19 protein-coding genes are annotated in these 16,261 nt (G+C 64.4%); 14 read left to right on the top strand and 5 right to left on the bottom strand.

The features are described from left to right. Positions 1 to 997 (top strand): 2-oxo acid dehydrogenase subunit E2 (locus B2869_RS06035; protein WP_292763809.1); only part of this gene is annotated, 997 nt, incomplete at its 5' end. Between the two features lie 11 nt (positions 998 to 1,008). On the opposite strand, the gene B2869_RS06030 is transcribed toward B2869_RS06035, so the two are convergent. Continuing rightward, complete coding sequence (locus B2869_RS06030; RefSeq protein WP_292763807.1) at positions 1,009 to 2,544, bottom strand: hypothetical protein; 1,536 nt, start codon at positions 2,542 to 2,544, stop codon at positions 1,009 to 1,011. A gap of 161 nt (positions 2,545 to 2,705) precedes the next feature. Between B2869_RS06030 and B2869_RS06025 the strand changes: the two genes are divergently transcribed. Further along, positions 2,706 to 3,416: a DUF4191 domain-containing protein gene (locus tag B2869_RS06025; RefSeq protein ID WP_021200699.1), complete on the top strand. Its 711-nt coding sequence runs from the start codon at positions 2,706 to 2,708 to the stop codon at positions 3,414 to 3,416. A 62-nt stretch (positions 3,417 to 3,478) separates the two neighbouring features. Here B2869_RS06025 and B2869_RS06020 read toward each other — a convergent pair whose 3' ends face one another. Then, positions 3,479 to 4,666: a RimK family alpha-L-glutamate ligase gene (locus B2869_RS06020; RefSeq protein WP_017830470.1), complete on the bottom strand. Its 1,188-nt coding sequence runs from the start codon at positions 4,664 to 4,666 to the stop codon at positions 3,479 to 3,481. Positions 4,667 to 4,686: 20 nt separating this feature from the next. Between B2869_RS06020 and B2869_RS06015 the strand changes: the two genes are divergently transcribed. Continuing rightward, positions 4,687 to 5,178 carry an ATP-dependent zinc protease gene (locus B2869_RS06015; protein WP_029260308.1) on the top strand — a complete coding sequence of 164 codons (492 nt, stop codon included), beginning with the start codon at positions 4,687 to 4,689 and terminating at the stop codon, positions 5,176 to 5,178. A gap of 17 nt (positions 5,179 to 5,195) precedes the next feature. Here the strand turns inward: B2869_RS06015 and B2869_RS06010 are convergent, their stop codons facing one another. Then, complete coding sequence (locus tag B2869_RS06010) at positions 5,196 to 5,624, bottom strand: RDD family protein (protein ID WP_029260307.1); 429 nt, start codon at positions 5,622 to 5,624, stop codon at positions 5,196 to 5,198. A gap of 147 nt (positions 5,625 to 5,771) precedes the next feature. Between B2869_RS06010 and glnA the strand changes: the two genes are divergently transcribed. Further along, positions 5,772 to 7,196 (top strand): type I glutamate--ammonia ligase, encoded by a 1,425-nt coding sequence (gene glnA, locus B2869_RS06005; RefSeq protein WP_021200702.1) that lies wholly within the window; start codon positions 5,772 to 5,774, stop codon positions 7,194 to 7,196. A 121-nt stretch (positions 7,197 to 7,317) separates the two neighbouring features. Then, complete coding sequence (locus B2869_RS06000; RefSeq protein ID WP_292763790.1) at positions 7,318 to 7,713, top strand: hypothetical protein; 396 nt, start codon at positions 7,318 to 7,320, stop codon at positions 7,711 to 7,713. Here the strand turns inward: B2869_RS06000 and B2869_RS05995 are convergent. Both B2869_RS05995 and B2869_RS05990 read right to left on the bottom strand, forming a co-directional pair. Further along, positions 7,710 to 8,528: a tyrosine-type recombinase/integrase gene (locus tag B2869_RS05995; protein WP_292763787.1), complete on the bottom strand. Its 819-nt coding sequence runs from the start codon at positions 8,526 to 8,528 to the stop codon at positions 7,710 to 7,712. The genes B2869_RS06000 and B2869_RS05995 overlap by 4 nt on opposite strands. A gap of 223 nt (positions 8,529 to 8,751) precedes the next feature. Next, entirely contained in the window at positions 8,752 to 9,333 is a 582-nt protein-coding gene (locus B2869_RS05990) for a helix-turn-helix domain-containing protein (RefSeq protein ID WP_292763784.1), read from the bottom strand. 118 nt (positions 9,334 to 9,451) lie between these two features. Here B2869_RS05990 and B2869_RS05985 point away from each other — a divergent pair, with 118 nt between their 5' ends. The 9 genes from B2869_RS05985 (at position 9,452) to B2869_RS05950 (ending at position 16,254) form a co-directional block, all read left to right on the top strand. Further along, positions 9,452 to 9,643 (top strand): helix-turn-helix transcriptional regulator, encoded by a 192-nt coding sequence (locus B2869_RS05985; RefSeq protein WP_292763782.1) that lies wholly within the window; start codon positions 9,452 to 9,454, stop codon positions 9,641 to 9,643. A gap of 220 nt (positions 9,644 to 9,863) precedes the next feature. Next, the gene (locus tag B2869_RS05980; RefSeq protein WP_292763779.1) at positions 9,864 to 10,325 is read left to right on the top strand and encodes a hypothetical protein; all 462 of its coding nucleotides are present in this window, start codon (positions 9,864 to 9,866) and stop codon (positions 10,323 to 10,325) included. Further along, positions 10,322 to 10,672, top strand: coding sequence for a hypothetical protein (locus B2869_RS05975; RefSeq protein ID WP_292763776.1), 351 nt, complete (start codon positions 10,322 to 10,324; stop codon positions 10,670 to 10,672). The genes B2869_RS05980 and B2869_RS05975 overlap by 4 nt, the downstream gene beginning before the upstream one ends. Then, on the top strand, positions 10,669 to 11,220 hold the full coding sequence (locus B2869_RS05970; protein WP_292763773.1) for a hypothetical protein: 552 nt from the start codon (positions 10,669 to 10,671) through the stop codon (positions 11,218 to 11,220). Before B2869_RS05975 ends, B2869_RS05970 begins: the two co-directional genes overlap by 4 nt. Then, positions 11,217 to 11,531 carry a winged helix-turn-helix domain-containing protein gene (locus B2869_RS18740; protein ID WP_414683269.1) on the top strand — a complete coding sequence of 105 codons (315 nt, stop codon included), beginning with the start codon at positions 11,217 to 11,219 and terminating at the stop codon, positions 11,529 to 11,531. Before B2869_RS05970 ends, B2869_RS18740 begins: the two co-directional genes overlap by 4 nt. Continuing rightward, a complete protein-coding gene (locus B2869_RS05965) occupies positions 11,528 to 11,827 on the top strand; it encodes a hypothetical protein (RefSeq protein WP_292763770.1) in 300 nt (99 codons plus the stop codon). Before B2869_RS18740 ends, B2869_RS05965 begins: the two co-directional genes overlap by 4 nt. Then, positions 11,818 to 13,458: a hypothetical protein gene (locus B2869_RS05960; protein ID WP_292763767.1), complete on the top strand. Its 1,641-nt coding sequence runs from the start codon at positions 11,818 to 11,820 to the stop codon at positions 13,456 to 13,458. The genes B2869_RS05965 and B2869_RS05960 overlap by 10 nt, the downstream gene beginning before the upstream one ends. A gap of 48 nt (positions 13,459 to 13,506) precedes the next feature. Beyond that, the gene (locus B2869_RS05955; protein WP_292763765.1) at positions 13,507 to 14,556 is read left to right on the top strand and encodes a hypothetical protein; all 1,050 of its coding nucleotides are present in this window, start codon (positions 13,507 to 13,509) and stop codon (positions 14,554 to 14,556) included. A 12-nt stretch (positions 14,557 to 14,568) separates the two neighbouring features. Further along, a complete protein-coding gene (locus B2869_RS05950; RefSeq protein WP_292763763.1) occupies positions 14,569 to 16,254 on the top strand; it encodes a hypothetical protein in 1,686 nt (561 codons plus the stop codon). The last annotated feature ends 7 nt before the right edge of the window (positions 16,255 to 16,261 follow it).

Raw genomic sequence — 16,261 nt, 5'->3', positions numbered from 1 at the left:
TGCCGCTGCACCGGCCCCGGCTGCTCCGGCACCCGCTGCTGCTCCGGCCCCTGCCGCCGCTCAGCCCGCATCGAAGCTCGCGCTCCCCACCGAGAACGACAACCTCTATGTGACCCCGCTCGTGCGCCGACTGGCGTCGCAGCAGGGCGTGGATCTGGCTTCCGTCACCGGAACCGGTGTGGGCGGTCGCATCCGCAAGGAAGACGTGCTGAAGGCCGCGGAGACCGCGAAGTCGGCGCCCGCTGCAGCAGCAGCGGCCCCTGCTCCGCTCGAGGTGTCGCCTCTTCGTGGGACGACCCAGCCGATGTCGCGTCTGCGCAAGGTCCTCGCCAAGCGCGCTGTCGAGTCGATGCAGCAGACGGCACAGTTGACCACGGTCGTCGAGGTCGATGTCACGGCCCTCGCCGAGTACCGCGACAGCGTGAAGGCGTCGTTCCTCGAGAAGACGGGCGACAAGCTCTCCTTCCTGCCGTTCTTCGCTCTCGCCACGGCCGAGGCCCTGCAGGCGTTCCCGATCGTCAACGCGACGGTCGACGGTGAGAACATCGTCTACCCGGCCAGCGAGAACGTCTCGATCGCGGTCGACACCGAGCGGGGCCTGCTGACGCCGGTACTGCGTGACGCGGCGTCGAAGAACATCGCCCAGATCGCCCACGAGATCGCCGATCTTGCGGCACGGACCCGCGACAACAAGCTGAAGCCCGACGAGCTGGCCGGTGGAACGTTCACGCTGACCAACACCGGTTCGCGTGGTGCCCTGTTCGACACCCCGGTCGTGTTCTTGCCGCAGTCGGCGATCCTGGGCACCGGAACGGTCGTCAAGCGTCCGGGTCTCGTGAAGGTCGGAGGCACCGACGCGATCGCTGTCCGGTCGTACGTGTACCTCGCTCTCTCCTATGACCACCGCATCATCGACGGTGCAGACGCCGCCCGCTTCCTGGGCGCCGTGAAGGCGCGACTCGAGTCGGCACAGTTCGCCGCTCAGCTCGGCGCCTGACGGGCGAAGAGTCATCCTGGCTGGTCCGCGACGTCGGGGGGGGCGCNNTCCGCGACGTCGTAGACGTCGCGGACCAGCCATTTCTCTCCTGTGCGGATGAGCACGACGATAGTCTGATCCGAACCCTCGTCTTCCTCCCCGCCCTCTTCCCCCTTCGCGCCTCCCTCCCGACCTGCCGATGCGAGGCGCACCACCGCGACGTCGCCGTATTCATCCACCAGTTCCGCGGCCGAGGGCGGCAGCCCGTCGAGGGCCTTCATCACTCGCGCGGCGTCGCCGGACACCGCGTCTGCGCACGAGGTGTCTCCCGCGGCCCGACAATCCGCGATCGCGCGGAGGAGCGATGAGGCTGCCGCCACGGGATCGATGCCCGCGGCCGACTCCTCGGGCTCTGAGCCCTCGGGGGCTGAGTCCTCAGGGTCGGAGTCCTCACTCTCTTCCGGTGCCCCGATCACGGAAGGCGAGGCCGCCGGAGACGCATCTTCGGGCGACGACGATGCCCGCGCCTGACCACTGCCACCAGACAGGTCAGCGCCCTTAACCGACGCTTCTCCCTCCGGCAGCAGCAGTCCGCCGGCAAGCACAAGCGCCGCAGCCGCGCCCGCGACGAGCAGGGAACGTCGACGCAGCTTCCCGGTCTCAGCGGATCGCCCACGGCGTACGCTCTGGCGACCGGTTCGCGAAGCCTGCGTTCCTCTCATGCGATCCACACGCGCAAGAACCTCGCCGATCGATGAGCGCATCGCGTCGCCGATCGCCTCCCGCGCGCGGCTTCCGCGACGCGACCCCCTGCTCGGAGTCCGGTCCGCGCGCAGACTTCGCCCCCCTTCGTGAAGGCCAGAGACGTGCGGAACGACGGCACGGGCGACGTCCCGCGCTCGTTCCGCAGCATGGATCTCGCGTTCGAGCGGCTGCGGCGCGGCGACGTCGAGCATCGACTGCTCCCACGTCTCGGTGAGCCTGCGGGGCAGACGCGGCTGGGTGATGACCTTCCGCAGGGCCTCCTCGATCGCACCGGTCGCGCGTCTGAGCACTTTGTCCGAACTCCGCTCCGTCAACTGTTCCAGGATCTCCACGGTCCCCGTCCTCGCGTCCGTGCCGTCCCCCAGCACGAACACCGGTCGCCCGCCATCCGTCAGCCACCATGCCCCGGTGCGCATGCCGTCGATGCCCTCTCCCAACTCGTCGAGTCCCCGCAGGAGACTGACGACGAGAGTGGTGGTTTCGCCCGGCGTGATGCCCCCTCCTCCCACCGAACGGCGGCCCAGGAAGCTGCACACACGCTCGATGCACCACGGAAGCAACACGTCGTGCCCTCCCTGGCGCCGGACGACATCGATCGGCGCAGCGATGTGTTCGGCGCCGGAGAAGCCCCATCCCACCCACCCGCCGAGCGCCGCCGCGTCCACTCTCACGGCGACGCCGTCCCCGTTCGTGACGAGAGTGCCGGGGAAGGGCCCCTCCGTCGCATCGAGCGTTCTCACCACGCGATGCGCGCCCGGTACGAGCGGCCCGCCCCGGCCGTCGTCGATCGCGATGTCTTCCATTGCTCCATCACAGCGCAGACCTCAGCCCGATCCCGGTGCCCGGGGGTGATCGCGACGGATTCCGCCGAATCCTCTGATGTGCAGGAGTGGTGGCGCCGGTCCCCTCCGCTTCGCGCGAACGCCGACATCAGGAGGCTCCGGGACTCGGTAGGCTGGTCCTCATGGCAAAGCGTGCTCCTGAACCCGAAAAGCGTCCTGGGTTCTTCTCCCAGATCAAGTCCCTCTTCCGGTTCACACGTGAGGCATACTCCTGGTTGCCGTGGGCGCAGGCTGCCATCCTCATCGGCGGCGTGCTGCTCGGCCTCGTCGCCGGCTATCTCATCCCGCCCTTCCAGATCTGGACGCTCGTGCTCTGGGGGATCACCGGTCTCATGCTCGGCATCCTCGGTGCCCTGTTCCTGATGACGCGCCTCTCGACCTCCGCCATGTACAGCAAGATCGACGGCATGCCCGGCGCCACCGGACACGTGCTCAGCACGAGCCTCGGGCGCAGCTGGCAGGCATCCGAGACTCCCGTCGGCATCAACCCGAAGACCCAGGAGGCTGTGTACCGCACCATCGGGCGCGGAGGCATCGTCATCGTCGGTGAAGGTGCACGCGGCCGATTGACGCGTCTCGTCAACGAGGAGCGCAGCAAGGCACAGCGTGTCGCGCACGGCGTCCCGGTCACCGTCCTCTACGTCGGTCACGGCGACGACGAGGTGGCGATCGCCGATCTCTCGAAGACGATCAAGAAGCTCCCGAAGGCGATCGACAAGGCCACGATGGCCGCCGTCATCCGCCGCGTGGACTCCGTCTCCCAGTCGCTGTCATCGCTGCCGATCCCGAAGGGCATCGACCCGACCAAGGTGCGCTCCCAGCGTCCTCGTTGACTCTCCGCACCTCAGAAGCACCGAGCGCGGCCATCCTCCTGTGAGGGTGGCCGCGCTCTCTTTCACTCGGAGAGAGGCTGTCGCGGCAGCCTGCGGACTTTGGCGCGCCGACGACGACGCTCAGGAACCATGGAGCGCATCTCGTCGAGCTTGCCGAAGCAGAACAGCCGGTCATCGGCTTCCAGGACGACGTGCTTGCGCGGGTTGGGAATGACACTGACTCCTCGGTGCAGCGTGAGGACCGTGATGTCGCGTTCCCAGAGCCCGGCCTCCCCCAGGGTCTTCCCGACGAGGTCGACCGCGCCGTGGACCATCAGCTCGGCGACGCCATAGCCCGTCGAGACGGTGAGACGCTGACGCACGTCGATCTCGGGGAAGGCGACCTGACCGGCGATGTAGTCGATGATGGCGCCGGCGACGTCGAGCTTGGTGGCCGTCTCGATGCCCTGCAGCCCGGGTGAGGAGTTGACCTCCATGACGAGCGGGCCGTCGTCCCCCTCGAGCATGTCGACACCGGCCACACGCAGGCCCATGATCTGGGCCGAGCGCACGGCCGCACGCTCATAGACCGGATCGAGCTCGATGGCCTCGACCGATCCGCCACGGTGCACGTTGGATCGGAACTCGTCACCGGCCGCCGATCGTCGCATCGCCGCGACGACACGGTCACCGACGACCAGCGCCCGGATGTCGCGACCGCGGCTCTCCGAGATGAACTTCTGGATGAGCACGTTCTGCTTGGTGGAGTGCAGGGTCTCGATGATGGCCTCGGCGACCTTCACCTGAGGGGCGAGGATGACCCCGATCCCCTGTGTACCTTCCAGGAGCTTGATCACGACCGGAGCCCCGCCCACGCGCTCGATCGCCGGACGGACGTCGGCGCGGTTGCGCACGAACGCGGTCGGCGGCATCGCGATGTTGTGGCGCGAGAGGATCTGGTTCGCTCGCAGCTTGTCACGTGCGCTCGAGATCCCGTTCGCCGTGTTCGGCGTGTAGACGTCCATCTGCTCGAACTGGCGCACGACGGCCGTGCCGAAGTACGTGATCGAGTTCCCGATGCGCGGGAGGATCGCGTCGTAGTCGCTGAGCTGGCGACCCCGGTAATGCAGGTCCGGTTCCTCGGCGGTGAGATCGATCGCGAAGCGCAGAGTGTTGAGCACCTTGACGTTGTGTCCGCGTTGAAGCGCGGCTGCACGCAGCCGCTGGGTGGAGTACGCCTGCGGCGCGCGGGAGAGCACTGCGATCTTCACGGGGGATTTTTCCTGCCAGGATGTATCAGGTGAGTAGGACTACCCCCCATTCAAACACCCTTACGGGGTGGCGAGAATGGGTGAGCCTGCCCGATCTCGGAGTGGACTGGCTGAAGGCCAAGATCGACACGGGTGCGCGCACGTCGTCTCTGCATGCTTTCGACATCGTGGAGTTCGAACAGGACGAGCAGCCGTGGGTGCGGTTCAAGGTCAAGCCCTGGCAGGACAGCCAGGAGGACGCGGTCGTCGTCGAATGCCCGATCCATGATCGTCGTGCGGTGCGGAGCTCGTCCGGGCACGCCCAGGAACGCCTCGTGGTCGAGCTGCTGATCCGGCTGGTGGACCGCGAGGTGCTGGCGGAGGTCACCCTGAGCAACCGCGACGAGATGGGCTTCCGGATGCTCATCGGCCGGGAGGCGCTGCGCCGCGGCTACGTGGTCGACCCCGCCCGCTCGTTCCTCGGCGGACGAGCCCCGCGCGAAGCACGTCGGCGCAACCGCGGGCGAGACTGACGGCAGCCCGCCGCAGGTCAGGTGCGGATCAGAACCGTGCCGACGGCCTTGTCGTGGAGACCGCGCTGATCGGCATCCCAGATCACCGCAGGCACGACGACCACGAGCAGAAGCGTGCGGACGATCGGACGCCACAGACCGACCCAGCTCCCGTCCATGCGAGCAAGACGCATGCCGAGGATACGGTGTCCCGGGCTGCCGCCGGCGGTCGGGATGAAGACGATCTGCAACACGGCGAACACCAGCATCGGAGCGAACTGGCTCAGGCCGGCTTCCGTCGGCAGTGCGAACTGGTTGAATCCGAGGAATCCGGTCGCGATGATCGTCGCCGCGGTGTAGTCGATCAGGAGCGCTCCGATGCGGCGTCCGGGACGGGCGATGCTCCCGGAGCCGGATTCGGGGAGTCCGAGTCGTTCACCGGGGTACGTGTTCACAGCATCCGTCACTCCCCCAGCCTACCGAGCGCGAAATGCCGCTCTGACGTCTTCGCGCCTGTAACACGCCCGAAACAAAGCGGATACCGTAGAGAAATCCCCCGTCCGTACTCTGCAGAGTGGCCGTGAAGCCATCGATCCGCATTACAGGAGTCGTACATGTTCAAAGATTCGTCCGAGGTACTGAGCTACATCAAGGAGAACGACGTCAAGTTCCTTGACATCCGTTTCACCGATCTCCCGGGTGTTCAGCAGCACTTCAACATTCCTGCATCGACGGTCGACGAGGCTTTCTTCACCGACGGCCAGCTGTTCGACGGCTCGTCGATCCGCGGCTTCGCGAGCATCCACGAGTCCGACATGCAGCTCATCCCCGACGTCACGACGGCGTACGTCGACCCGTTCCGCGAGGCGAGCACGCTCGTCATGCTGTTCGACATCTACAACCCGCGCACCGGCGAGATCTACTCGAAGGACCCGCGTCAGGTCGCCAAGAAGGCCGAGAAGTACCTGACCTCGACCGGCATCGCCGACACCGCCTTCTTCGCCCCCGAGGCCGAGTTCTACATCTTCGACGACGTCCGCTACAACGTCACGTCCAACTCCAGCTTCTACAGCGTCGACTCGGAAGAGGGCGCCTGGAACACCGGTCGCGAGGAAGAGGGCGGAAACCTCGGCAACAAGACCCCGTACAAGGGTGGGTACTTCCCGGTCAGCCCGGTCGACAAGACAGCCGACCTGCGTGATGACATCACCCTCAAGCTGATCGACGCCGGGTTCATCCTCGAGCGCTCGCACCACGAGGTCGGCACCGGCGGCCAGCAGGAGATCAACTACCGCTTCGACACGATGGTGCACGCGGCGGACGACATCCTCAAGTTCAAGTACATCGTCAAGAACACCGCCGAGGAGTGGGGCAAGGTCGCGACCTTCATGCCCAAGCCCCTCTACGGTGACAACGGCTCGGGCATGCACACCCACCAGTCGCTGTGGAGCGACGGCAAGCCGCTGTTCTACGACGAGGCCGGCTACGGTCAGCTCAGCGACATCGCGCGCTGGTACATCGGTGGCATCCTGGCGCACGCGCCGGCCCTGCTCGCCTTCACCAACCCGACCCTGAACAGCTACCACCGCCTGGTCAAGGGCTTCGAGGCTCCGGTGAACCTGGTCTACTCGGCCGGAAACCGCTCCGCCGCGATCCGCATCCCGATCACGGGCTCGAACCCCAAGGCAAAGCGCATCGAGTTCCGCGCCCCCGACGCCTCCGGCAACCCGTACCTCGCCTTCGCCGCGCAGCTGATGGCAGGGCTCGACGGCATCAAGAACCGCATCGAGCCGCACGAGCCGGTCGACAAGGACCTCTACGAGCTTCCGCCCGAGGAGGCCAAGGACATCCCGCAGGTTCCGAACTCCCTGCTCGACTCGCTCGACGCGCTGGCGGCCGACCACCAGTTCCTCCTCGAGGGCGGCGTGTTCACCAAGGAGCTCATCGAGACCTGGATCTCCTACAAGTACGAGAACGAGATCCTGCCGATGGCGCAGCGTCCGCACCCGTTCGAGTACGAGCTGTACTTCGGAGTGTAGCTAGATTCCGCGGGATTCCTGGGGTTAGTCCGCCGGAAGTCCGCAGAATCTCAGATAGAGCCCGTTCCAGCGTCCCTGCTGGGGCGGGCTCTCTGCTGTCCTGCCCGCTACAGTCGGTGGCATGACCAACCTCGCCGCATTACGCCTTCTCGTCGCGAATCTCCCTCTTACGGAAGCGGAGATCGGATCGGACTCAACCACCGCTGCTCATGCGGAACTGAAGTCAACCATCGATCGGGACGCCTCAGATTCGGACGTGCACCAGTGGCTCGAAGACGAGCACTACGCGGGCAGTGTGCTCCTAGCGGCAGCGGGGCTGAACAAGCGCGCTGCGCAGTCTGGGCGCGGCAATGCGTTCGATAGGCAGCCACTCAGCACGCTCGTCGCAAGGTACAACGCCTGGGCGTCACAGCTAAACGTTCGCATCAGCGCCTACATGGCGGGCGACGCCGACCTGGCGGGCTACCGAGCGCGACTAGCAGCGTTTCGACAGGACCCGATCAACAATCAGCCTTAGATCGGCAGCTTCTTCGCTCCGGGAACACGGACCAGCGCTGCGGCCACAGCGGCTCGCGAGGACTCGTCTCGGTCGGGCCACATGTGCCCGTATGTGTCGAGCGTGGTCTTCGCCGAGGCGTGGCGCAGTCGAGCCTGCACCGTCTTGATGTCGAGGCCAGCGGCGATGAGCAGGGACGCAAAGTAGTGGCGGAGGTCGTGGATGCGGAACCCCTCGGGCAGGCCTTCCACGGCCGCTCTCGCGGTCTTGAACGCCGTCTCGATCGTGTACGGCGCGACGGGACGGCCGAATGCGCCGACGACGATGGTGCTGCTCCCCCACTTCACCGGGTTGGTGTTGAGCATGACGGCGAGATCCGCAGGGATCGGTATCGGTGTCTTCGATGTCTCGGTCTTGAGCTCTTCGCCTGGGTACTGGATCGCGGGCGTGATGATACCGCGCATGAAGTCGACGTCCTCGACACGCAGCGCCGCGATCTCTGCAACGCGGAGACCCGCGAACGCGCCGAGCAGAACGACAGGACGGAAGTACTCGGGCAGCGCATCGTGGAGAGCCCACACCTGCTCGGTCGTCGCGACGTACGCTCGTTGCTTCGGCGCCGCTGGCGATGTCCGCCTCGAGCACGGGTTCTTCGCCACCAGGCCGTCGTGCTGCGCATCGGTGAACAGCTGCGAGAGGCGCCGGTGCAGGGCGTAGACATAGCTCGGCGAGTACCCGCGACCCGAGAGGCTAACAACCCAGGTGCGCACCTCTGACGGGCGCACAGACTTCAGCGGCCGGTGTCCGAGATCCTCGGTGATGACGCGGATGTGCACGCGTGCTTGGCGGACTGTTGACGCCCGATGACGCTCATATCCCCGCAACCACGATTCGGCCCACTCCCCCAATGTGACGCGAGCCTTCGCCGGCTCGAGGTGAGTGCCACCCAAGAGCTCTGCCGTACGCTCGTCAAGCCACGCCTGAGCCGCGCGCTTCGTCTTTCGATGCGCCGAGTACTCCCGGCCACTGTCATCGCGGTAGCGCGCCCGCCAGACGCCGTTAGCTCTCTGCTTGACGCTCGCCATCGTCATCCCGGTTCGGTGCGTATCGTGTAATTTCGTCTCGCCAGAATTCGATGAAGGCATCGTACTCGGGCGAGTCGCTGGCCAGAGCCTCAGGGCCTTCAACCCGATCCGAGGTTCTACGCCACGCGTCGTGCTTCTCGATGACCCCAACCATGCCTGTCCAAGCAGATCGGATGGGCGAGTCCCTGAGAGCTAGTTCCCGAGTCTCGTCATCGAGCGCGACCCCGGTCAACAACGCCAACATCTTCTGCTCTTGGAAGGCCTCAGCGGCAAGGGCTTCGATCTCGTCGAGCGGCTCGCGCACCTTACGGAAGAGCATGGTGAGAGTGAACTTCTCCCCGCTAGCCAACAACATGTTTACGGACTCCCCAAGGATGTCCGCGACCGACTCTGCCTCACTCAAGCGGAGCGGCCTCTCGCCCTTTTCGATACTCCAAACGGTCGCCTGAGACCACCGGAATCCGAGCTTGCGCATCGCGTCGGCGAGATCCTTCTGGCTCATCTCTCCGCGGAGGCTCACCAAGTTCTTACCGATCTGTTCGTCATCCGTAGCCATACGACAGATGATACCGGATTCGAGTTGTGGGCAACTACGGTGTGTTCTAGTTGCAAACGACTCGCTATTGTGGTTACCTGAGAACTAGTTGGATCCGACTAGAAACCAGGAGGTAGTGGTGGCCGCTCCCATCAACAGGATCTTGTTCGTCGACGGCGTCGCGGAACGTCTAGGTCGATCCCCGTCACAACTCCGCTGGATGATCCAGCAGGGAACCGCGCCGAAGCACGCCAAGATCGCAGGTCGCGTCTGCTTCCGGGAGTCCGACGTTGAGGCGTTCATCGATGCAGCTTTCGCGGAGGCCACCTAAGTGGCCCGCCGCGTAGGAGGGTCCCACGTTGCCCCGTCAACGCGCAGCGGCCCACTCGCTGAGCACGTCGACGAAACCGTCTTCGAATGGCTGAAGCGCCAGCAGAACCCAGCGAAACCGGACACACCCGCAGTACTGGCGATGGCAACAGCCACCGCCAAAAAGAAAGCCGCCGACCTGCTGGAACAGGGCGACGGCGAGATTCCCGAAGGAACTTGATATGTCCACTTTAACCGTTACTTCCCCGAATGTCGAGACGACACCCACTCGGTCACTGCTCGCGGCGATCGAAGCGATCGAACAGAAGCAGGCGGCACTCAGCATTGAGCGCGACCAACTGCTCACGCAGATGCTTTCCGACCTGTCCTGGATGGATATCCCAGTGCTGCGTCTGAGCCGCCTCAGCGTCGGCAACGACCTTCGCAAGGCCATCACTACCGGGACGCACGTGCACGTGGTTCGGCAGTACGAAGAGCTCGGCTCGTACGACATGCTCATGGCCCACCAAGCCGACTCATGCGAGTGGATCTGCCGTGGGGCTGCCGGCGCGATCGTCAAGGGCGGTGGCCCCACACGGTGGCGATTCAGATGCGAAGGCGAATACGAGTACATCGGCACGATCGAAGGCGAACAGGGCACGGAGTTCTTGTTCATCGGAGCCCAGAAGGAGAAGAACCAGTGAGCCTCCGCAACAGCTACAACCCCGACAAGAGCTACGAACTCATGGCACACATCATCAACGACCAGATGAGTCCCTACGACGAGACCGCCAAGGCAGACATCACCGAGATCCTGCGCCTCTGCTACGTGTACTCCACGAACGAAGGCAAGGGGTACGAGCTTTCGGCCGCTGACCTCGGCCAGGCAATCGTCGACTACCTGTCCGACGGGTACGGGGCTCCCGACTTCCACGCCTCGTCCGAAGAGTTCTGGAATCCTCCCAAGCCGACACCCAATGACCCAGCCATCGGCACGCCGGAAGGCGGGAATGCACCGCACGACCCTGACGACGGGCTTCTGATTCCGTGAGCGACTTCCGCTTCGCCGGCCGATGGCTAAACGATCGGCGCGTGATGACCCTCCGCGGTGACGACTTCAAGGGATTCGTCACCGCGGGGACATGGATGGTGGAGAACCGAACAGATGGATACATCACCCCAGATGACCTGGACTACGTTCCCAAGTTCGATCGATCCTGCATCCCCCGCCTGATCATCGCGGGGCTCTGGGCTGAACAAGCAGGCGGCTGGACGATGCTCGACTATCAGGCGAGCCAAACCAGCCGAGCAGAGTTCGAAACGCTCGAGAAGGCTCGCCGCGCTGACCGCGAAAAGCACGCGCGTCAACGAGCACACAAGGCAGGTGATCACTCACTCTGCGGCGTGACGTGCCCTGACTCCACACGAACCTTCCAGGATGCGTCCCGGGGACATGTCCCGGGGACTACACAGGACAGGCTAGGCGAGGAAAGGCAAGGCCAGGATGAAGTGGTTGATACCTGGGCCACAGTGATTCCAGGAGAATCCGAAGTCTGGGGAGATCCGTCCGCACCCGGCAACTTCGGAGTGACCCTGTGAGCGTCTGGGCTGAGGAACCACGTGACGGTGGCAGCGCTGTGTGGGGGTGCTCTGGCTGTGACAACGGCGGCTGGTGTGCGGACAGCACGACGGCATTCAACGAAGCCCGCACGCACGCGGCAAGCCATGGGCTAAGGACGACAGAGGTCATCGGTGGTCAGGGTCGCGGTAAGCGTGTGAACTACGGCCGAGACCTCCTGATCCGTCAACTGCGCGCGTCTGGCTGCACGATGCAACAGGTAGCCGATCAGGTTGGCATGAGCGTGTCTGGTGTGCTCAGAGCGCTGCGCCGCTTGGAGCGTGCCGCATGAGTGAGAAGCACCGTGACCCCGAGTGGCGCAAGACCTGCCGCATCATCCGTCAACAGGTCCGGCTTGCATGGGCTCGAGGTGACGACGTGACGTGCTGGCGACACGGACACATCATCCCCGAGGGTCAGCCGTACGACGTTGGACACATCACGCTTCACGGCGGCAACGGCATCGACAACGCCGCACCCGAATGCAGACATGGCAACCGCAGCCACGGCGGACGAATCGGCGCGAAGCTCACCAACGCCCGACGACAGGCGAAGACATCAGGAGTAGTGAAGCCAGCATGGGCGTGAACGACGACGCGGTTTTTTCTGGGCAAGACGGTCGGCCCCCCGCCTACGGCTCAACACGCGCCCCTCTCCCTTCCGTTCTGCCGACGATGGACGATCTGCGTGATGAGTCAACGTGGTTGGAGTGGCGGTCGCTGATTCCTGAGCCTGCCGGTGTGACGGAGTTGATGACGACGGAGGAAACGCGGTTGGAGTTCCTTGAGGGAGCTCGTTTGCTGCGGATGGATAAGAGGCGTCGGTCGGATGGTGGGTTTGGTCCGTCGCCGATTCAGCTTGTGATCGCGGACATGCTGAACGCGGGTCGGAAGTTCAACGGGATCCTTGAGCCGCGGCGCACGACGAAGACGACGGCCGTGCAGGCGGTGATCATGGGTCGGTGCTCGCTGCGGGAGGACTACCTGGTGGGCTGGACCATGGCGAAGGCGGATGGTGGGCAGAAGACGGGTGAGCGGTTCCGGAAGGACATCGTTTCGCACGTTGAGCGCCTGTATCCGGATAAGCCGTCACGGCCGTTCATCGTGAACACCGGGAAGGGCACAGAGCATATCCGGTGGCCTAATGGGTCGTACTTCAACGCGTATGCGCCGGGAAATGATGCTTTCACGTCGGGCGCGTATGACATCGCGTGGGTTGACGAGGGGCAGGATGCGACGCCGGAGCTGACGGCTGACATGATGACGTCGATTCCGCCGACGCTGGATGGTCGTTACCGCCCGCAGATGATTGTGTCGGGCACGGCGCCGGAGTACCAGAAGGGGAATCTGTTGTGGCATGTCTTGACGATGGAGGGTGCCGGAGTGATCCGCCACGGCATCGACGAGGACACTGACCCGGAGGAGTTGGAGGCGTGGGAGCCCGACGATGAGCATCCGAAGGCGCGCGTGCGTGAGCTGATCGAGTTGAACCATCCGGGAATCGGGTTCACCACTCCCCTGTCCGACGTGCGCGACAACTTCAATGCGATGAAGGCAACGCCAGGTGCTTTCAACACGGAGTACTTGGGTATGCCCGGGTCTGAGGGTTCGGCGTCCGCACTGATCAAGCAGCCTGACTGGACTGGCTCACGGTTGGAGTCAACGTTGCTTGATGTGAAGCTGCCTGCGGTTGTGGCATTGGCTATCGCGATCGACCCGGACGGGCGCTGGTGTTCCCTCGCGGCGGCGTGGAAGGGCAAAGGCCGGAAGCGGCATGTTGCGTTGTTGCACCACCAGGCGACCGTTGAGGGCTTCGCGAAGGAGGTCGTCAGGACTGCTCGCAAGTTGAAGCGCCAAGTGTTGTTTGATTCCGGGCGTCCGACTGAGAACGTGGAGATCGCCGTAATTGCCCAGGCTCGACCGATGGTTCGGACGAAGAGCGTGGCGCGGTCGGATATCCCCCGCGGCGCCGTCTTGTTCATGAAGACGTTGAAGGCGGGAGACCTCGTTCACTACGCCGGCCAAGACCCATTGGACGACTCCGCTGAGCTTGCGGTACGCCGCGCCTTCGGTACCACTGGGTCATGGGCTTTCGGGCGCCCCGACGAGAAGAACCGCCCTGAGGACGACATCACTCCGTTGGAGGCCTGCGCGCGCGCCCTCTATGGCCTCGATAGCGAGAAGGGATCCGCAGCCGGGTTGGGCATTATCGCCGCCTAACGGGCACAATATTGACTCATTCGTAGACACATACTTCACAATTGAAGTATGGGAATCTGGAAGCGCTCAATCAAGGACGCGTATACGTCGCGGCCCTCTGTGCCGACGACGCCGGTTTCTCCCTGGGGCTCGCAGGATTCCCTTCAAGTCGCCCTTATGTCGGAGCTCTTCGGTACTGACACGGGTGCAATCACGCGAGAAATCGCAATGCGAGTCCCGGGTTTGAAGCGCGCGGTACAGATTCACGCCGATGTCGTCGGCGGAATGCCAATGGTGCAATACAGGGACGGCGTGAAGGTCGACCCGCAGCCTCGATGGTTGCAGAACTCGAACAGTGGAATCCCGCCGCTGATCCGCACCAAGGGGCTCGTGAAGGATCTTGCTCTTGAGGGGTGGGCGCTTCTGGGGTGCGAGATGAACGGCGCCGACATTGTCGACGCGATCCACATCCCGAAGGCAACCCACTGGAAGTTCGACAGCAAGGGCGTCGTTGAGCTTACGCAGCTCGTAGACCCGCGCTACCTCAGCAAGCTGATCCTTATCTCCCTCGGAGACAACGGAATTCTCGTCGACGGCGTCGATACGATCCGGCAGGCCAGAGCCCTGGATATCGCTCGCACGACTCGTCTCGAGTCCCCGCCGGCCGGCACCGAACTGCACATCAACGACCCCGCGTACGACGGCATGACGGCGAAGGAGCAGATGAAGGAGGTCAAGGCGTACGCCGAGCAGCGGCGCAAGACCTCCGTGTCGATGACGAAGTCCTACGTCGACGTCAAGGATCACACGGGTGAGGCGATCGATCTATTCGATTCCGCCACTAACAGCGTCCGACTCGACATCGCCAATCACGCCAGTGTCCCGGCGTCGATCATCGAGGGCGCAAAGTCCTCCGGTGGCGGCGGCGACATGAACTACACGGGTAAGGGCGATGAGCGTTCGGAGCTCTACGACTTGGGTTCGCGCCAATACGCCGACGCGATCTCTGCTCGCCTTTCCCTCGATGACATCTGCCCCGAGGGCGAGTACATCGCATTCGACAAGTCGGAGATGTTCGCCGTCCCGACTCCCACGACGCCGCCTGTCTTGGAGGACTGACTTATGGAACCAGTGATCATCGATGCCGGAACTCTCGAGTTCAACGAAGAGGACATGACTGCGACGGGGCTGCTGATCCCCTTCGGCGTGCCCGCTCGCTCCAACCTAGGCACGTTTACTTTCGCAGCTGGTGACGTGGGCCTCCCCGAAGACCTCACAGGGATGTCCCTGAACCTCGAGCACAAGCGGGAAGACGTTGTCGGCGCGTTCACCAGAGTTTGGGAACAGCCTGCGGACGGCGTCATGGCGACATTCAAGTACCGCAACACCCCGGAGGGCCGAGCGGCTTTCGAAGAAGGCAAGAGCGGCAAGCGAAAGAACCTGTCCGCTGAGGTCGCGAAGGTCCGAGTTCAGGGCGGCAAGGCGCTTCCTGGCTCCGTGCTCTTCGCCGCAGCGCAGGTCGAGAAGCCGGCGTTTGAGGGAGCCACGCTGCTGGCCGCCGAGGATACCGAGTCGCTGGCGACCGAAACGGCCGTCACTGATCCTGACCATCTCGTCATCGAAGCACCGTCGCTCCCCGACGACGTGACCGTGACCGCTGAGGGCGAGTCGCGTACCTACACCCCCGAAGCCGCCCCGGCTGAGGACAACCCAGAAGGAGGGTCCACAGTGACCGCTACCGCAACCGAGCCGGGGCAGACTCCGGCTCCCGTCGCCGCCCCTGGCACGCTGCTCGCCAACAATCCTGCAAAGGTCGAGGACATTGACCTGGGCACGGTGTTCGCCGCGATGTCCACTGTCAAGACCGGCATGGCAACGGCTGATGCCGAAACGCTGCTCGCCGCTCTGAGCGACATCAAGGTCAACACCACGGGCGGACTCACCACCTCAGCATCGGGCGTCATTCAGCCCGCCTGGGTGGGCAAGCTCTGGCAGGGCAAACGCTATCAGCGCAAGTACCTCGATCTGTTCACCCACCTGTACGGCGGCATCAACGTCGGTGGCCGCAAGGGCTTCAAGCTTGACCAGGGCACTGCCCTCGTCAAGAAGTGGAACGGAAACAAGACGGAGATCGGTTCGGGAACCGCCACCACCTCCGTGACCGGATCGACGATCCAGCCCTACGGTTACGCCGCTGACGTCGCCCGTGAGTGGTACGACCTCGACGGCGGCGCTGAGGTGATCCAGGCGTTCTTTGAGGGCGTCGTGGACTCTTACGCCAAGGTCACGGACGAAGACGCCCTGCGCGCCGTCTTCGCCGCCGCCGCAGGAACCGACCTCGAACGTCTCATCGCCCCCGGCGCCTTCCCCGGTGTGGCTGGCCACGACTACCCGGAGGCCATGGGAATGGTCATCCAGGCAATCGAGGCCGTGTCCGATGCTGACGACGATGCTGCATCGATCGTGGTCAACCCGGCTGCGTGGAACCAGCTTCTCTACACGCCGAAGGATCTTGTCCCCGAGTACGTCGAGTTCGGTGTCACGGCTGGCACCGGCGAGGGTCGCGGCGATGGCTCGAAGGTCGTCATCAAGAAGGCCAAGGACGAGTTCTTCCCGGGGATGAGCACAACCGAGCCTGCGGTCCTCGGTGGCGCGAAGAGCGCGATTGAGTTCCGTGAGCAGGGTTCGACGCCGATCCAGGTCGACGCTCTCGACATTGCCCGTGGTGGCATCGACAAGGCTGTGATCGGCTACCTCGAAACCTTCCTGGTTCGCCCAGAGTCGCTGGTGCTCATCGGCACTGACGCTACCCCGTAAGCGGTCG

Origin of the sequence: Microbacterium sp. UBA3486 (genome assembly GCF_002377845.1) — a bacterium.
Lineage (GTDB): Bacteria > Actinomycetota > Actinomycetes > Actinomycetales > Microbacteriaceae > Microbacterium > Microbacterium maritypicum_A.
Note: the sequence above shows the minus strand (reverse complement) of the source record. Positions and strands in the feature narration are given on the sequence as shown.

Coding starts and splice junctions, on each gene's coding strand:
- B2869_RS06025 (WP_021200699.1), top strand. CDS start 2,706: ATGGCAAAGCGTGCTCCTGAACCCGAAAAGCGTCCTGGGTTCTTCTCC.
- B2869_RS06015 (WP_029260308.1), top strand. CDS start 4,687: ATGTATCAGGTGAGTAGGACTACCCCCCATTCAAACACCCTTACGGGG.
- glnA (WP_021200702.1), top strand. CDS start 5,772: ATGTTCAAAGATTCGTCCGAGGTACTGAGCTACATCAAGGAGAACGAC.
- B2869_RS06000 (WP_292763790.1), top strand. CDS start 7,318: ATGACCAACCTCGCCGCATTACGCCTTCTCGTCGCGAATCTCCCTCTT.
- B2869_RS05990 (WP_292763784.1), bottom strand. CDS start 9,333: ATGGCTACGGATGACGAACAGATCGGTAAGAACTTGGTGAGCCTCCGC.
- B2869_RS05980 (WP_292763779.1), top strand. CDS start 9,864: ATGTCCACTTTAACCGTTACTTCCCCGAATGTCGAGACGACACCCACT.
- B2869_RS05965 (WP_292763770.1), top strand. CDS start 11,528: ATGAGTGAGAAGCACCGTGACCCCGAGTGGCGCAAGACCTGCCGCATC.
- B2869_RS05960 (WP_292763767.1), top strand. CDS start 11,818: ATGGGCGTGAACGACGACGCGGTTTTTTCTGGGCAAGACGGTCGGCCC.
- B2869_RS05955 (WP_292763765.1), top strand. CDS start 13,507: ATGGGAATCTGGAAGCGCTCAATCAAGGACGCGTATACGTCGCGGCCC.